This is a genomic window from Acinetobacter sp. BHS4 (genome assembly GCF_018454425.1).
GTDB classification, from domain to species: domain Bacteria; phylum Pseudomonadota; class Gammaproteobacteria; order Pseudomonadales; family Moraxellaceae; genus Acinetobacter; species Acinetobacter pittii.
In genome coordinates this window covers 3635509-3652457 of sequence record NZ_CP075323.1, presented here as the reverse complement: position 1 = coordinate 3652457, position 16949 = coordinate 3635509, and the positions used below count along the sequence as shown (strand labels likewise).

18 protein-coding genes are annotated in these 16949 nt (G+C 40.1%); 9 read left to right on the top strand and 9 right to left on the bottom strand.

What is annotated here, in order from left to right; all coding sequences use genetic code 11:
- Window positions 1-2 precede the first annotated feature (2 nt).
- Entirely contained in the window at window positions 3-1277 is a 1275-nt protein-coding gene (locus KIP84_RS17525) for an OprD family outer membrane porin (protein ID WP_068564769.1), read from the bottom strand.
- 736 nt (window positions 1278-2013) lie between these two features.
- Between KIP84_RS17525 and KIP84_RS17520 the strand changes: the two genes are divergently transcribed.
- The gene (locus tag KIP84_RS17520; RefSeq protein WP_044102661.1) at window positions 2014-2202 is read left to right on the top strand and encodes a hypothetical protein; all 189 of its coding nucleotides are present in this window, start codon (window positions 2014-2016) and stop codon (window positions 2200-2202) included.
- 38 nt (window positions 2203-2240) lie between these two features.
- A complete protein-coding gene (locus KIP84_RS17515) occupies window positions 2241-3062 on the top strand; it encodes a TorF family putative porin (protein ID WP_213072847.1) in 822 nt (273 codons plus the stop codon).
- A 41-nt stretch (window positions 3063-3103) separates the two neighbouring features.
- On the opposite strand, the gene KIP84_RS17510 is transcribed toward KIP84_RS17515, so the two are convergent.
- The gene (locus tag KIP84_RS17510; protein ID WP_213688991.1) at window positions 3104-3982 is read right to left on the bottom strand and encodes a dihydrodipicolinate synthase family protein; all 879 of its coding nucleotides are present in this window, start codon (window positions 3980-3982) and stop codon (window positions 3104-3106) included.
- A gap of 15 nt (window positions 3983-3997) precedes the next feature.
- A complete protein-coding gene (locus KIP84_RS17505; protein ID WP_213688990.1) occupies window positions 3998-4774 on the bottom strand; it encodes an aldolase in 777 nt (258 codons plus the stop codon).
- 111 nt (window positions 4775-4885) lie between these two features.
- On the opposite strand from KIP84_RS17505, the gene KIP84_RS17500 reads away from it, so the two are divergent.
- On the top strand, window positions 4886-6319 hold the full coding sequence (locus tag KIP84_RS17500; protein WP_213688989.1) for a PLP-dependent aminotransferase family protein: 1434 nt from the start codon (window positions 4886-4888) through the stop codon (window positions 6317-6319).
- Window positions 6320-6333: 14 nt separating this feature from the next.
- Here the strand turns inward: KIP84_RS17500 and KIP84_RS17495 are convergent, their stop codons facing one another.
- Window positions 6334-7821 carry a YifB family Mg chelatase-like AAA ATPase gene (locus KIP84_RS17495; RefSeq protein ID WP_213688988.1) on the bottom strand — a complete coding sequence of 496 codons (1488 nt, stop codon included), beginning with the start codon at window positions 7819-7821 and terminating at the stop codon, window positions 6334-6336.
- Window positions 7822-7886: 65 nt separating this feature from the next.
- Complete coding sequence (locus KIP84_RS17490) at window positions 7887-8114, bottom strand: accessory factor UbiK family protein (protein WP_046812233.1); 228 nt, start codon at window positions 8112-8114, stop codon at window positions 7887-7889.
- Window positions 8115-8392: 278 nt separating this feature from the next.
- Between KIP84_RS17490 and glnK the strand changes: the two genes are divergently transcribed.
- From glnK to KIP84_RS17460, 6 genes are all read left to right on the top strand, one after another.
- Window positions 8393-8731 (top strand): P-II family nitrogen regulator, encoded by a 339-nt coding sequence (glnK, locus tag KIP84_RS17485; protein WP_000780326.1) that lies wholly within the window; start codon window positions 8393-8395, stop codon window positions 8729-8731.
- 57 nt (window positions 8732-8788) lie between these two features.
- Window positions 8789-10186: an ammonium transporter gene (locus tag KIP84_RS17480; RefSeq protein WP_017385861.1), complete on the top strand. Its 1398-nt coding sequence runs from the start codon at window positions 8789-8791 to the stop codon at window positions 10184-10186.
- Window positions 10187-10347: 161 nt separating this feature from the next.
- Window positions 10348-10806, top strand: a complete 459-nt coding sequence (gene nrdR / locus KIP84_RS17475) for a transcriptional regulator NrdR (RefSeq protein WP_000543541.1) — start codon at window positions 10348-10350, stop codon at window positions 10804-10806.
- A gap of 15 nt (window positions 10807-10821) precedes the next feature.
- On the top strand, window positions 10822-11907 hold the full coding sequence (gene ribD / locus KIP84_RS17470; protein ID WP_213688987.1) for a bifunctional diaminohydroxyphosphoribosylaminopyrimidine deaminase/5-amino-6-(5-phosphoribosylamino)uracil reductase RibD: 1086 nt from the start codon (window positions 10822-10824) through the stop codon (window positions 11905-11907).
- The gene (locus KIP84_RS17465) at window positions 11904-13196 is read left to right on the top strand and encodes a DNA adenine methylase (protein WP_213688986.1); all 1293 of its coding nucleotides are present in this window, start codon (window positions 11904-11906) and stop codon (window positions 13194-13196) included. Before ribD ends, KIP84_RS17465 begins: the two co-directional genes overlap by 4 nt.
- A 43-nt stretch (window positions 13197-13239) precedes the next feature.
- Window positions 13240-13899 carry a riboflavin synthase gene (locus KIP84_RS17460; RefSeq protein ID WP_002121149.1) on the top strand — a complete coding sequence of 220 codons (660 nt, stop codon included), beginning with the start codon at window positions 13240-13242 and terminating at the stop codon, window positions 13897-13899.
- 60 nt (window positions 13900-13959) lie between these two features.
- Here the strand turns inward: KIP84_RS17460 and KIP84_RS17455 are convergent, their stop codons facing one another.
- The 4 genes from KIP84_RS17455 to KIP84_RS17440 all read right to left on the bottom strand — a co-directional run bounded on the left by KIP84_RS17455 (window position 13960) and on the right by KIP84_RS17440 (window position 16836).
- The gene (locus KIP84_RS17455) at window positions 13960-14178 is read right to left on the bottom strand and encodes a hypothetical protein (protein ID WP_002121224.1); all 219 of its coding nucleotides are present in this window, start codon (window positions 14176-14178) and stop codon (window positions 13960-13962) included.
- Between the two features lie 132 nt (window positions 14179-14310).
- Entirely contained in the window at window positions 14311-14949 is a 639-nt protein-coding gene (locus KIP84_RS17450) for a hypothetical protein (protein WP_213688985.1), read from the bottom strand.
- Window positions 14950-14987: 38 nt separating this feature from the next.
- Window positions 14988-15395, bottom strand: a complete 408-nt coding sequence (locus KIP84_RS17445; protein ID WP_002121193.1) for a DNA polymerase III subunit chi — start codon at window positions 15393-15395, stop codon at window positions 14988-14990.
- Entirely contained in the window at window positions 15388-16836 is a 1449-nt protein-coding gene (locus KIP84_RS17440) for a leucyl aminopeptidase (protein ID WP_087400384.1), read from the bottom strand. Before KIP84_RS17440 ends, KIP84_RS17445 begins: the two co-directional genes overlap by 8 nt.
- Between the last annotated feature and the right edge of the window lie 113 nt (window positions 16837-16949).

Genomic DNA, 16949 nt, shown 5'->3' with positions numbered 1-16949 from the left:
AATTAGAATAATTTCACAGGAATATCAAGGAAGATACGCCATTCATTAGTATCTGGCATATAGTCTGTAGTATAAGCGCTGTCTGCACGGTAGATCGAATTACGTAAACGTAAGCTTGAACCTTTAGCAAAACCACTTTGAACTGTATATTTTACTTGGTTGAAGAATTCGCTTTCGTTTGAGTCGTCTGCACCGTTAGATGTTTTGATATCCCAGCCATACACATAAGCTGTAGTCCAGTTTAGACCAGGTAATACACCTAACTTCCCAAAGTCGAGGTTATATTGGATTTGTGCAGATTTTTCATCATTACCAATGAAGTCAGACAAATAAGAGTTTGGCAAGTAAACACTTTGACCGCCGTCTTGGTTTACACCATAGTTATAACCAATGTTACCGCTGTTTTGTTGGTACGCCAGCATCACACTATGTGGGCCAGTCGCATAAGTACCTGAAATTGCCCAAATATTGTTGGTTTTGTCTTCACCAGCTGGGCCAGTCGCGTACGAAAGATTAGCATCTTTATCAAATTTAGTATGATAACCACTGAAGTCATAAGTAAGTGAGCTGTCATTAGCAAGCGGTTGCTTGTAGTTCACATTGACATAATGACGATTAAGTTTGTCTTTTACATCAACACCGTAGTAAGAACCACTGATTTGATCGTCAAACTTATATTTTGCACCCCAAACCACAGCGCGGTCTAAACCATTTTGGTCAGTAGCAATTTGGTCAGAATATTGGTTTTTAGTAAATTTACCAGCAACCACTTCTAAGTCTTTAATTTCATGGCTAGTTAACAAAGTACCAGTGAAATATTCAGGTACTAAACGAGCCGTGTTGCTTGCAAGCACAGGCAAATCAAGCACTTGAGTACCATAACGTACAGTTGTATTTGAGAAACGTGCTTTTACGTTAGCACCACCACGCGCCCAATGATCGTAAGCTGAACCATCGTTATGTTGTGGAATCATGTTATTACCAGCGTTTTTATTTTCGCCGATTTTAAATGAGCCGTCACCAACAACGCCAACACCGAAACCAACAATACCAGGAGTAAAGCCAGAGTCGATATTTACAATTGCCGTTTGAGCAAATGAGCTATTATCAGCCCTTCCATCTTTTTTATCACGACTGATATAACCGGTACGGAAGAGAATAGAACCGTTCGCATCTTCAACAAATCCTTTTGCCTCACTTTGCTCGCTTGCCTGAGCTGAGGAAATTATTGCCGCAGAAATGAGAACTGCTAATGTAAGTTTTTGTGCTTTTAGCATATTTAAAGAACCTCATAAAAACGATAAATCCTGTGCCTTGTTATTGTTCAAAGCCTAGGATTTCCATCAATTGTATAAGTAATCTATAAAAAAGATATATTTTTGTTGATTTTATTTTATATATGCTATGCAGAAATTGATTAATGTGCTACTGGTTATTAATAAATTTACTAATAGTCTTTTATACTTAATCTATTGTTTAAAATAAAAAAAGTAATTTATTTTTTAGTGGATTTTTACCATTTATTTTATATTTAAACTTCAAAAAATAGTTGAATCTTGTGTTTATTTTTTACGCTTTTTTGTTGGATATGTTTACTTTTTAATCTTATTTTAAGTTTCTTTTTTCGTCACTTTTATTTTTATACCTTTTAAATTATTACTATATAACGTTATTTTAAAAATGGAATGTACAAAAATAGATCACTAACAGTTGATCAATAGAATATGTTTGGGTTGATCAAATTTAGTGCAATACGTTGCTTGTATTTTGTGCACTACTCTTTTTATCCATATTATTGCTTAAAAAAGACCCAAAATAGTACATCTACTTTAAACAAGGAATAAATAAACAAATCCAATGAGTAGAAATGCGCAATCACAGATCATTACAAGCACTGTCCTCCAGAAATTTACATATTTTTTATATCTCTCCTCTAAGATTAAATAGAAAATTTATGTGCAACAAATGAATACTTCACGCCTCGCTCATTAATTTCCGATAAGGGGTTTTCGTATGTTTAGTATTTTTTGTCGCATAAGAATTTTATTTTATCACTATGTTTTTTATAGATATATTTTTATAAAAATTACAGAGAAATTTTATAATAAAGTGAGTTTGATCTCAAAATTAATGAAGAGCACTGATAGCAAATTTGTACTTGGCACAGCAATTGCTAAAGCTCAAGTAACACAATTTGTTTAATTCCTATAAATCGTGCATTCATTGTGGGGGAGATCAAAATGATGAAATTTGCACTTAAGGCAGTAACTCTTGGTATCTTTGCAGCAGGGTCAACTATGGCTATGGCTGAAGATGCTCCATCTTTTTATGGAATCACGGCAACAGGTAATGTAGCCGCGACCACAGACTACCGTTTCCGCGGTGTTACTCAATCTTCAAATAACCCAGCTATTCAAGGTGGGTTCACTTTTTCACACAAGTCAGGAGCTTATTTATCGCTCTGGGGCTCAAGTGTTGATTTTGGTGTAACTGGGAACTCAACAGAAACTGATGTCGCGTTGGGATATACCAATACTTTAAAATTATCCGATACGCTTGCGCCAACGTATGATATCGGTGTAATTCATTATGGTTATATTGGTTCTGGTCATAGTTTTGACCGTAATGGCATAGGTTATGATGGTAAAAATGGTCTAGATTTTAATGAAGTTTACGGTAAATTAACTTTTGCTAATTCTTTACTTAAAGGCGATGCACTCAGTGTAGGTGTGAACTATTCAGATGACTACTGGGCTAATTCTAAGCAGTTCTGGTATTTTAATGTCGGTTATTCTGCGCCAATTGCAGATACAGGATTTACAGGACTTGCTTCAGTTGGTTATAACAAATTCAAAAATAAAGAAGCTTTAGCCGTAGTTGGTGGTGGCCCTGGTAAAGATGATAGCTATATCGATTATAAAGTTGGCGTCAACTATAACATTTTAGGTATTGTTGCTGAGTTAGATGTTGTTGGTACAGACATTAGTACTTCTGGTATGACTGATGCTGGTAAAAAACCTTATGACACAGGCTTGGTGTTTAGTTTAACTAAAACATTCTAAGTTTGAGTTTTAAAAAAGCGGGTGAATAACCCGCTTTTTTATTAGTTTTCTATTTCAGAAAGTAGCTGTTTTAACTGGTTAAGCTCAATATCCGTAGCTTTAGATAATGGCTTGCGTGGTAAACCCGCAGCAACACCTTTTAGTTGTAAACCAGCTTTAATCGTTTTAGGTAAACCACCGTTGACAATAAAGCGTAGTAGAGGAAGCTGCTGATAAAATGACTTCTGGGCTTGTTCTAATTCACCATTTTTTACATGTTCGATAAGTTGTTGAGGTTGTTGACCTAACAGATTTGGTGCTGCTGTACACCAACCACTTGCTCCAGCACATAAAGCTTCTAAAGCTAGAGGGTTGCAGCCGTTATAAAATGGAAGTTCACCTTTTGAGAGTTCTTGAATTTTATGCATACGTTGGATATCACCGCTGCTTTCTTTCACCATCGTAATATTTGCAATGTTGTTAAACATACGCACAATTAACTCTGGAGACATATCAACACCACTGGTCGCGGGGTTGTTATAAATCATAATCGGCAAAGTCGTCGCTTGTGCAATCGATTGATAATATTCAAAAATCTCTTGATTTGTTAGCTTCCAATAAGATACAGGAATCACCATAAGTGCATCTGCACCATAGCTTTGCGCGATCTGCGCTTTTTTGATGGCTTGATCAGTGGTGAGTTCTGAAATCCCAATAATGACAGGTACACGTTTATTAATGCTTTCAATCGAAGTTTTAGCGACTAAGCACCACTCATCCCATTCAAGATAAGCACTTTCACCAGTACTACCCAAAGGTGCAATCGCATCACAGCCATTTTCAATAAGCAAATCGAGCATCTGCTTTAGAACAGGAAGGTTAATGGTGTTATCATCAGAAAAAGGGGTAACAGGATAGCCAATAATGCCGTTTAGTTTCATGATTGAGGTCTCTTTTTAAATACAGTCAGAATGTTTTTTCAAAGCTTTACGTGCGTAGTAAGCAAAGTTCACTTTGTTGCGTTTATCGGTAGACACCCAGTCATGCGCTTCTGTTGCTAAATCGTGGGGGATTGGCTGAATTTGCCCTGCAGACATGGCTAGCAGTTGCAGTTGAGCTGCACGTTCAATTAGAAGCGCCAAGTTGCAGGCTTCTTCAATGGTTTTTCCTGTAACTAGTTGTCCATGGTGAGACAACAAAACAGCACGGTTTTTACCCAAAGCAGAAGAAATCAAAATACCTTCTTCATTGCCCACAGGAACTCCCGGCCATTGGCCTACAAAGGAGCAGTCTTCGTAAAGTGCGCAAACGTCCATTTGGGAAATCATGAGTGGAATCTGAAGCATGGAGAGAGCAGCAACATGGGTAGGATGCGTATGGATAATGCAGTTCACCTCTGGATGTTCTTTATAAATCCATGTGTGAAAACGATTGGCTGGGTTTGCCATTCCTTCTTGATTGATGGGTTCTAAATCCTGGTTCACTTCAAGTAAGTTTGAAGCAGTAATTTCATCAAAACCTAAACCGAAACGTTGGGTAATAAAGGTTTCTTTATTTTCACTACGGCATGTAATTTGACCTGCCAAACCAGCATCATGACCATGATCAAATAAAATACGACAAGTGAGTGCAAGCTTTTGACGATCACTTAAAACTGAGTCGCTAATCCACTTTTGCATGTCTTGCTGTGCGTGTTGCATGAGGTCTTGTTTGTTTACAGAAGCAGTCTTCATCTCTTCTCCAGTCCAGTTGACCAAATTAAGTAGGTGAAGGCAGAATAGAAAACAACTGGATGAATCAATACATCCAGTTTTCATAAGTTATATGGTCCAGATGGGGCGAATATGCTAAGACCTTGGCAAGTACATTTTCGTATCGATGAAAGAGAAGAAAAAACGGTTTTTCTAAAGCTTACTAACCTAATTAGTCAGGAAATTTTAAGTGGCCGTTTAGTGCAGGGGACTATGCTGCCCGGGTCTCGTAGCTTGTCAAAAGAACTAGAAATTAATCGAAAAACCGTACAAGCAGTTTACGAAGAATTAGAAGCACAAGGTTGGCTTGTGACTCGTCCCCGAAAAGGTACATTTGTAGCGGATGTTTTGCCGGAAAAACAGCTTCAAATAGAGCCAGTATCTGAACGAAAAGTTAATGATAAACCAATCATTCAAGAAGTGATTCAACCTCCACATAACGATGGTGTGCCAGATCCACGGCTTATTCCCTACGAACTATTTTCACGGGCCTATCGTCATGCACTGATTAAAATTACACAAAACCAGTACATGGGATATGGTGATCCACGAGGTATGGTTGAGCTAAGACAGGCTTTACAACAAATGTTGTCGATGGAACGTTTTATGAATGTTGCCGAAGATGAGATTTGTATTGTGCGTGGTAGCCAGATGGGAATTTTTCTTGCCTCTCGAGCATTACCCAATCGGCAGGGTGTGATCGTTATTGAGGAATTATATTATCCATCTGCTTTTAAAGCATTTCAGTCAAATGGCTTTCAAGTGGTTTCTGTTAAATTAGATGAACAAGGTATTGTCATTGAAGATTTAGAACGGATTTTACAAGAACATCCCGTAGCTGCCATTTATACAACTCCGCATCATCAATATCCTACAACTGTCACGATGCCAATGAATCGTCGTCTTCAACTCTTGGAGCTTTCAAAAAAAAGGGGCTTTTATATTATTGAAGACGACTATGACCACGAATTCCATTATGACAGCCGGCCTATGCCACCCTTAGCAAGTTTGCCTCATTCTGAATTGGTCATTCATATTGGCTCATTGTCTAAGGTCTTTGCACCCGGCGTCCGATTGGGATATATGGTAGCGTCTCCAATAATCATTCAATCGATTACTGAAGATATTTTAGTGATTGATCGACAAGGCAATAATATTACGGAACTTGCGTTAGCGGACTTAATGCAGCGAGGTGAAATAAAACGGCACATCCGCAAAATGAAAAAGATATATCAGCTACGCCGTGACCATGCATTAAATGAGTTCCGTCGAGTTTTTGCAGAGAGTGTGCTAATACAGCCACCTGCAGGTGGAATGGCTTTATGGGTGAAGTTCCAGAAACCATTTACTCAAGATCAGCTTATAAAATTAAAAGAACTCAACATTGATACAGAGCATAAGTTTAAACAAATCGAGTCTTCTAATTGTTGTATTCGTTTTGGTTTCGCTGCTCTATCAGAGAAAGAAATTACTTCCTTAATTGAGACCTTAAATGAAGCTCTTAATAAAAGAACAGCGGACTCATAATCCGCTGTTTTATTTTAAGAGTGATTACCTCGATAAGAGAGTGCTTCTGTAAGATGAGGACTTTGGATCACCTCACTTTGAGCCAAATCGGCAATGGTACGAGCAACTCTTAAAACACGATGATAAGCACGAGCCGACAGATTCAAACGTTGCTGAGCCATTTCAATCATTCGTTGAGAAGTACTATCAAGTACAGCATATTGCTCGAGTTGTTTCGGTGAAAGTGCTTGATTTAAACAATCTTGTCTTTGCATTTGTTGTTCATAAGCATAAATCACACGTTGCCGTACAGTTGTAGAGTCTTCAGCAGGCGTTGGATCTTGCAGTTCCTGAGCTTTTAAAGGAGGTACATCAATATGCAAATCGATACGGTCAAGTAATGGCCCTGATATACGGTTTTGATAGCGCTTAATACTCTCTGGTGAGCATTGGCAACGGCTGTCTTGATTAAACGCATAACCACATGGACAAGGATTCATTGCTGCAATGAGCTGAAAGTTTGCAGGATAGGTAATTTGCCGAGCTGCACGTGAAATAATGATTTCTTTTGATTCAAGTGGCTGACGTAAGACTTCTAGCACTTTTCTGTCAAACTCGGGGAGTTCATCTAAAAACAAAACCCCTAAATGAGATAAAGTAATTTCACCCGGTTTAGGATGTGAGCCGCCCCCAACTAGTGCAATCGCTGATGCTGTATGGTGGGGCGCTCGAAATGGACGCTGTCCAAAGGTATGCGGTGTATTTGAAATAGAATAAATACTCGCAACTTCAAGCGTCTCTTGATTAGAAAGCGGTGGCAAAATTGAAGGAAGGCGTGAAGCGAGTAAAGTCTTACCTGTACCTGGTGGCCCTTTAAAGAGCAGCGAGTGTCCGCCTGCCGCGGCTATTTCTAGTGCGCGACGTGGACGTAGCTGACCTTTTACATCTGCCAGATCAAATTTATAAGGCATTTGGTTTGAGTTCACTGCAGGTTCAATCGAAGATAGCGATTTCATGCCCAGAAAATGATCACAAACTTCTTTTAAATGGCTCACTGGATAACATTCAAGATTCGGTAAATGGCTAATATCCTGACTATTATCGAGAGGTAAAAGCATTTTATGCTTGGCCTGTTGACACGCCATTGCCAAAGTTAAAGTACCTGACACTGGTCTTACATGGCCATCTAAAGCTAATTCACCAATTAATTCAAAATCTTCGGCACAGTTTTCTGGGAGCTGGCCAGATGCAATTAAAATACCTATAGCAATAGGTAAATCTAGACGTGAACCATCTTTGGGCAAATCTGCTGGTGCAAGATTAATGGTCAATCTTTTAGTTGGAAATTGAAATCCACTATTAATAATGGCTGAGCGAACCCGGTCTTTACTTTCTCTTACCGCCGCCTCTGCTAGGCCGACAATAGTAAGAGAAGGTAAGCCTTGACTCACATGTACCTCAACTTCAATCAGAGGCGCATGTAAACCTAAAAGTCCCCGTGTATAAATTTTAGAAAAAGACATCTTATTGTTCCATTATGGTGCTTCATTTTTAATCGTTGTAAAGTATAAATGCGCTACGTTGGTGCTTATTTTTTATTCTTTAAAGTTTCTTCTAACAAACTTACTTGTCTTTGTAGCTCTTCTAAACGTTGATTGGCTGATTGAAGTGCAGTCTTTTGACGGTCGATCTCTTGTTTGGAAACAAGATCCAACTTTTCGACTGCTTCATTTAATAATGCACGTAAATTTTTTTCCAAATCTTTTTTAGGCTCATCAATTTGTTCCAGAATGGCCTGTAGCAAAGTTTCTAGCATGAAATATCCAAAGTGTTGTATTACCTTATGCTTTACAGTTTAACACTGCTTAAGCGCTGGATATAGGTTTCAATTTTTTTAGTGCAAATAGATCATTAAATCAGCATATAACACTACTGAAAATTCATTTTATTTTTGATAGCTCATCTACATCTTGCTCACTAAATAGGTTATAAAGAAAGTTCATGCAAAAGATTCATTTCCCTCAACCTTTGAAATATTGGCATGAAAATTGAACATAAAACCTTACTGGTGAAAAGAAGCCGAAGGAAACAAACATGAAGCTTGTAACTGCAATTGTAAAACCGTTTAAATTGGATGACGTGCGTGAAGCACTCTCTGACATTGGTGTACAAGGGATTACCGTAACTGAAGTTAAAGGTTTTGGTCGTCAAAAAGGGCATACTGAACTCTACCGTGGCGCGGAGTATGTGGTTGATTTCTTACCTAAAGTAAAAATCGAGATTGCGATTAGTGATGAAATGGTCGACGCAGTAATTGAATCAATTACACGTGTCGCAAGCACTGGAAAAATCGGCGATGGTAAGATTTTTGTGACTAACCTGGAACAAGTAATCCGTATCCGTACGGGTGAAACTGGACCGGATGCTGTCTAAATTGGCACAAAGCTTGCTGAGTAGAAAATAACTCGCAAATGAGGTTGGGGGACACGAATGAAAAAAATGCTTATGGCGCTCAGTCTATCAGGCGCTCTTTTGGGTGGTACTGCCGTTTGGGCAGAAGAAGCTGTAACAACGCCAACATCGGAAGTTGCGGCTGCATCAACATCTCCAGCTACTGCAACTACTACTGCAGAAGCACCAGTTGCTGAAACTCCAGCAGCTCCAGCACCGACACCTACGCTTGATACGGGTGATACCTCTTGGATTTTAGTTTCAACCGCATTGGTTCTATTAATGACCATTCCTGGATTGGCATTATTCTATGGCGGTATGGTACGTAAAAAAAATGTACTCAGTACGATGATGTTCAGCCTTTCAGCTGCAATCTTGGTAAGTTTGCTGTGGGTGATTGCTGGTTATTCAATCGCGTTCTCTGGCACAGGTGCATTTTTTGGTGATTTGTCTAAAGCAATGCTAAACGGGGTGGCGTTTGATGCATTAAGTGGGACAATTCCTGAAAGTCTCTTTGTTATTTTCCAAATGACTTTTGCCATTATTACAGTTGCGATCCTTAGCGGTTCTATTGCAGACCGTATGAAGTATTCAGCTTTCATGGTGTTTATTGCAGTTTGGGTGCTCGTTGTCTACGCACCAATTACCCACTGGGTGTGGGCTGCAGATGGCTGGTTATTTAAAGCAGGTGCATTAGATTTTGCTGGTGGTACAGTTGTACATATCAACTCAGGTGTTGCAGGTCTAGTTGCTGCTTACATGCTTGGAAAACGTATTGGCCTTGGCCGCGAATCTATGGCTCCCCATAACCTGACTTTAACTGTAGTGGGTGCAAGCTTACTTTGGGTAGGTTGGTTCGGCTTTAACGGTGGTAGTGCTCTAGGCGCTGGTGCTCGTGCAAGTATGGCAATTTTAGTGACTCAAGTTGCTGCTGCCGCTGCTGCATTCTCTTGGTTAGTTGTTGAACGTATGATTCGTGGCAAAGCATCTGTATTAGGTGGTGCTTCTGGTGCGGTAGCTGGTTTAGTTGTGATTACACCAGCAGCAGGTTTTGTTGGGGTAGGCGGTGCTTTAGTGATGGGCCTTATTGGTGGCGTAGTGTGCTTCTGGGGTATTACAGCACTTAAACGCTTACTTAAAGCCGATGATGCTTTGGATGCGTTTGGTTTGCATGCGGTAGGTGGTATTGTCGGTGCGATTTTAACAGGCGTATTCTACAGTGACGAAATTATTAAAGCAGCCAACGTTGCATTAGCTCCAACATTCGCTGGCCAATTATGGGTACAAGTTGAAGGCGTATTGGCAACCATGGTTTACAGCGGTATCGCGACTTTCGTTATTCTTAAAGTGATTGATCTTGTGATTGGTATCCGTGTTAATGCTGATGATGAGCGCATGGGTCTGGATTTAAGCCAACATGGCGAACGTATTGAATAATCATTAATATATCTGCTGTCTTAAAAGAACAGTCTTGCGCTGTGATCAAAGCGATGCTTTGATCTTGCTCAGGACTGTTTTTTTGTCTTGAAGAATGCTGGTTCTGTAAGTGTAGAAATTTTGCTACACTAGGTCAAAGTAATCGACCCTATAAATCCGCTATGCATTGTCCATTTTGCAACGCCGCAGATAGTAAAGTCATCGATTCACGTTTAGCCGCCGAAGGCTGTCAGATTCGTCGACGTCGTGAGTGTGTAAGTTGCGGTGAACGTTTTACCACTTTTGAAAGCTATGAAGTGGTAATGCCCCGTGTGATCAAATCGAATGGAAAAAATGAACCTTTCGATGAGGCCAAACTACGTCGTTCGTTAATGCATGCTTTACAAAAACGTCCGGTCACACAAGAGCAGATCGAAACAGTTTTAAGTGATATTCAGTTGCAGATTCGCCGTTTAGGTGAGCGTGATGTGAAATCTAGAACAATTGGCGAAATCGTCATGCAATCTTTATTTGCCCTTGACCATGTTGCTTACGTCCGATTTGCTTCTGTCTATCAAGATTTTCAGGATGTTGAAGCGTTTCGCCGTCAAATAGAGCAAATGCAGCAACGTGAACACTAATCATTTGAGATTTTTATGTCTGAGTTGAAACAAGATCAGTATTGGATACAGCAAGCTATTGAACTTGCCAAACGAGGACTATATTCGACCAAGCCTAACCCAAATGTTGGTTGTGTAATTGTCAAAGATGATCAGTTAATTGGCCAAGGTTTTCATCCTAAAGCAGGTCAGCCACACGCAGAAGTTTTCGCCTTACGCGAGGCGGGTGAACATGCACAAGGTGCAACAGCTTACGTTACGCTTGAACCATGTGCGCATTATGGTAGAACCCCTCCTTGTGCCGAAGCATTGGTGAAAGCTCAAGTTAAAAAAGTAGTGGTTGCTTGTCCTGATCCAAATCCATTGGTTGCGGGCAAAGGTGTTCAGATTTTAAAAAATGCTGGAATTGAAGTAGAAGTTGGCATTTGTGAAGATTTAGCATCAAAACTTAATCAAGGTTTTTTAAAGGCAATGTCTACAGGCATGCCTTATGTACGTTTAAAGGTAGCCTCAAGTTTAGATGGGCGTACTGCAATGGCATCAGGTGAGTCGAAGTGGATTACCGGTTCGGCTGCGCGCCAAGATGTACAACATTGGCGTGCCATTTCTGGAGCAGTGATTACAGGTATTGAAACTGTGATTGCAGATGATTGTCAGCTTAACGTGCGTTCACTCAATAATTTTGATATCGAGATGGTTGCTCAGCCAAAACGTATCGTTTTAGACCGCCAAGGACGTTTACCACTTAACGCTAAGATCTTAGAGAATCCTGAAACTGTGATGGTAATGGGGCCGTATCGTCAAGAACTTGCTGATTTAGGCGTGATACAATTAGAAATTCAGCCTTTAAAAATGCTGTTAAAGACCCTATCTAAGCAACATCAAATTTATGATGTGTTGGTTGAAGCTGGCGCAACATTGTCTACTGCCTTTTTGCAAGAAGGTTTGGTGGATGAATTGATCAGTTATATTGCCCCGACCTTATTGGGGAAAAGTGCAAGGGCCATGTTCAATGCAGAGTTTGAATATATGGCAGAGCAACTTCGTTTTACACTTCTTGATGTGACACAAATTGATCAAGATATACGCTTAAGGTTAATCCCTACGCAAGAGAAAGTATGAATTCAGAGCCTTCGGTTTATCACAAACGTCGTCATGCAGCCCGTACGACAGACGAATATCTTTTCCATCAGCTTGTGCCGTACTTGGGTAACAAGCGCCGATTGCTCCATCTAATTTTAGAAGCCCTTGAAATTACAGGGACACTGAATAGCAAGAAAAAGAATCCACCGATTTTTGCCGATTTCTTTGCCGGCAGTGGCGTTGTATCTCGTTTAGCACGTCAAAATGGTTACCGTGTGATTGCGAATGACTGGGAACCTTATAGTCATGCTTTAAATCATGCGATTTTAGCCTGTGTAGATGCGCCTGCTTTTAAAGAATTAGGTAGCTATCAAAAGGCAATCGACTATTTAAATCGCCTACCTGAAGTTAAAGGTTGGGTAACGCATAATCTTTGTCCACGTAACGATGATGTATACGATCCAACTCGTGACCGTTTATTCTTTAAACGCCGTAACGGTATGCGTATCGATGCAATTCGTCAGCAGATTGCAACATGGCAGGCACAAGGTGCAATTAATGATGTAGAGATGAGTGCTTTGCTTGCGCCATTGCTCTATTCAGCTAGTTTTGTCAGTAACACGAGTGGTGTATTTAAAAGCTTCCACCAAGGGTGGGGCGGACGTACTCAAACTGCTTTAGAACGAATTGAATCATTACTTTGGTTAACACCGAGCCGTTTTTGTGAGATTGGTGATCGCAAACGTCCGGCTGCTGAAATGTGGTGTGTAGATTCACAACATCTAGCAAATCAAATGAGTGGTTTTGAGGTTGATGTTGCCTATCTCGATCCACCATATAACCAACACGCATATAGTAGTAATTACCACGTTTTAAATGCATTAACTTTATGGGATCAGGTGGATTTACCTTCACCAGATACCAAAGGTTATAAGAGTGGTATTGATAGAGCATGGCGTAAAGAACGTCCAAGCCCATATAACTCTTCTAAACATGCAAAAGATGCGTATGAGAAATTACTTTCAACGATCAATGCACGCTATATTCTGACCAGCTATTCAACTGATGGTAATATCGAGCCGAAAGATTTGCTTATGGCCAATCTGGAACGAGGCAAAGTGACCTTGTTAACACAAGATGTTCCGCGCTATCGAGTGAGTAAACAACGACAGTCTGAACGTGCACGCGTGCTTGAGTTTATTGTGATTACGGATACTCATGCCAAGTCAGGACCACCATTACGTCAGTTATTAGGCCAGCTTTACCACTTTGCCGAGCTAGGTGGTGTAGATACCTCAGGTAATAGTACACAGCTCGCACTTTGGTAAGCGCTGCAATTTAAGCAGTGTAAAAAGATTTGGAGATTGAGCCATGTTTACAGGCATCATTGAAAGTTTAGGTAAAGTTGAAAGCCTGCAAAGTGTAGGTGGTGATGTACGTCTACGTATTCAGACTGATCTGGATATGTCTGATGTACATTTGGGTGATTCGATTGCAACCAATGGTATTTGTCTTACAGTGATTGAATGGGGCGATAACTGGTACGCAGCAGATGTTTCCCGTGAAAGTTTAAATCGAACGACTTTAGGTAACTGGAAAGTTGGGCAACGTGTCAATGTTGAAAAGGCAATGTTACCGACAACGCGCTTTGGTGGGCACATTGTAAGTGGTCATGTTGATGGCGTAGGTGAAATTACCGTAGTGCGTGAAGATGCTCGATCAATCTATTATGAAGTTACAGCACCGACAGAACTTGCTAAATATTTGGCGGAAAAAGGCTCTGTAACCGTTGACGGAATTAGCTTAACGATTAATCACTTGCGTGGAAATATTTTAAGCTTGAATTTGATTCCGCATACTGCAGAACGTACCAATATTGGAACGTGGCAAGTAGGTAGTAAGGTCAACCTTGAAGTCGACGTGTTGGCGCGTTATATCGAGCGTTTATTGCTAGGTGATAAAGCAGCTGAGCAAAAAACTGAATCAAATATTAGTATGGCTTTTTTAGCTGAAAATGGTTTTTTAAAATAAAAGCCAGATCATCAAAATAAAAAAACCGGAACATATGTCCGGTTTTTTTATTTTTAAAAATTAATGCTTTGTGAGAGTAACCGAATGTGTACCAACCCATGGTTTAGTATGCTGAGTACGTGTAATTGAAAACTCACCTTTTTCCGACGCTCGTGTCAGCAAGATTGAAAGCGAATTAAAGTCATTATGACTCATATAAAGTTCTTGTGCTGAAAATGTCCATTGCTCACCCTGATTAAGCTGCTCAAGTTGCTTGGAAATCTGATGCGGAATGTCCATTTCTTACCCTCACTAATTCTCTTAAAATCACTACTTTCTATTGTCATAATCAATTGATCTACAAGAATAATATTTGTGTCCATTTTGTGACATATAGGTGTCAGTTTTATGACAGAAGAAGTTTTAAAAACTTTACTTCTCTATTTTTTCATCAGAAAACTTAGAGTTCTTTAAAATATATTCAATTTCTTCTTGAGCTGCCGAATGTAGTTTGGCTCGGAAAGCCGCTACAGACTCTTCAATTAAGTTTTCAGCTTCAAGTTCTAAACGAATGCGTAAACTTTCAAGCTCAGATAAGATTTGATCATCGGTGATACTAAGTTTTACGCCAGCAGAGTAATTGACGGCTGGGGTTTCAGGGTTTTTCTGATAACGTGCGGTTTGTTCTGCAACTTCTTGTTCTAAATGACTACGTAATGTCTGTAATGTTTCAGTTTGTTCATTAAACTTGCGAATTTCGTCTGCTTGCAACTCCGCAGCATAAGCAGCTTCTGATGCACGTTTATCAGCAAGTGCTTTTTCTAAAGCGAGTTGACGACGGATACGTGCTTGCTCAATAAGCTCTGCCTTAAGGTCCGCGTAAGCTTGTTCAATTTTTTGCTGTGATTCTAACTGCGCTTTTTCATCATTTAAAACCCAAAGCTGAATAGGGGTTTGTGGTTCTAATAGGTCGCAAATACGTGCCAGATCTTGTTGATAGGCATGACGGACAGCTTCAGGCGCATTTAACCATCTTTTTTTAAAATCTTGCCCGACATTTAATGCCACCATGCTTCTCCTTTGTTCAACAGTATTTACATTTTAGCGCGTTATAATTTAAAGGTCCGCGGTTCTATACCCAAACGGCGATACATTTTAAATTTTTCTCGGCCAATTTGCTTGGCTGTTTCATTATTTTCAACAATTTCTATAATGTGGCTAAAATGATCAACTTGTTCAAGTGCATGATTGTTAAAATTAAATACTAACAAGCCTTGTTCAAGCGGTTGTTTAGCCGAAATACATACAGCAGCTTCAGCTTGGTCAATGCCATGCGCAATGAAACTTGCAGGGTCGAAATCCCATAATCTTTCATCAAGAGTTTGTTGTAGCTGCACATCTGGGCAATACCACCAGATTTTAGGATGCTTCTGTAAAATCTTTCGGCATAAACGGCAAGCACTATCGACTTGCCGTTCTTCACTGGTTTCAAACAGATAAAAACTAACTTTAGCCATTCGTATTTACACGATTCGCTAAAAATTGCATGAGTAATGGTACTGGGCGACCTGTTGCACCTTTAGCTGGACCAGATAACCATGCTGTTCCTGCTACATCTAAATGAGCCCAACGGTACTCACGTGTAAAGCGCTCAAGGAAGCATGCTGCCGTAATTGCACCGCCGTATGGACCGCCGATGTTCGCAATGTCAGCAAATGGTGAATCAAGTAATTCTTGATAATCCTCAATCACTGGCATACGCCATACACGGTCAAATGATTGCTCACCCGCTTGTTGAAGTTCAGCTGCTAAAGCATCATCTGGTGAGAACAAACCACTCAGTACTTTACCTAAAGCGACTACACATGCACCAGTTAATGTTGCGATATCAACCACGACTGCTGGATTGAAACGTTTGATATAGGTCAATGTGTCGCACAGTACCAAACGACCTTCCGCATCGGTATTTAAAATTTCAACAGTTTGTCCGCTCATGGTTGTCACAATATCGCCTGGGCGAGTTGCTTTACCTGAAGGCATGTTTTCCGCAGCTGCAATTGCTCCAACGACATGAATAGGAAGTCTTGCCTCGCATAGCGCGCGAATAGTACCTAGTACAGAGGCTGCACCGCACATATCGAACTTCATTTCATCCATGCCTAGGCCTGGTTTTAAAGAAATACCGCCTGTATCAAAAGTAACGCCTTTACCAACAAGCACAACAGGCGCTTGATCAATTTGTGCTTGATATTCGAGTGTTACGAGACGACCCGGACGTTCAGATCCTTTGCTGACTGCAAGAAAAGCATACATACCTAAATCAGCCATTTGCTGTTCATTTAAGACAGTTACTTTGAGTAAGTCAGGGAATTCTGCAGCTAAAGCTAATGCTTGTTCTGCCAAATATTCAGGGAAGCAAATGTTACCTGGACGGTTGCCAAGGTCACGTGCATACGACTGACCAGACTGTACGGCATGCACTAAAGCCAGTTGTTTTTCATCGAGGCTCGTCGTTGAACTAATTAAATCAACCTGTTGTAACACAAATTCATTTTTTTTCGATTTAAACTCATCATAACCATAAGCTGCTTGAGTTAAGCTTAAAGCGAATAAATAATGGTATTCGACAGGTAACGCAGCAATATCAATCGCGATATGCTTAAATTTATTTTGTGTCGATTTGATAATGGTTTGGGCAAGTTTAGCGAGCTTAACCGCCTGAAGTTCGGCTGTTTTTCCTAGTCCAAGTAATTGGCTATGAGGTTGATTTGAAATCTGACCGAATAAAGGCAGAGTTTCATTGAAGTTGCCTTTGAATTGGGTGGCAGTAAGAACGCTTTCTAGGTTATTGATTTGATATGTGTTGATGTTGCTTTGTGGCTGTTCTGAATCAACTAAAACCCACAAAGATTCATTAGATGTCTGTTCGGGAAAAGTTGTATAAGTTGTAAATTTCATGGCTGCCGTGATTGCCTATAGAAAGTTATGTTGGATTAAAACATTGAAACACTTTCAAGCATAGCGTTGCAATGTGCGGTTTTATATTTTTAACATTCGGGTAAACTAGCACA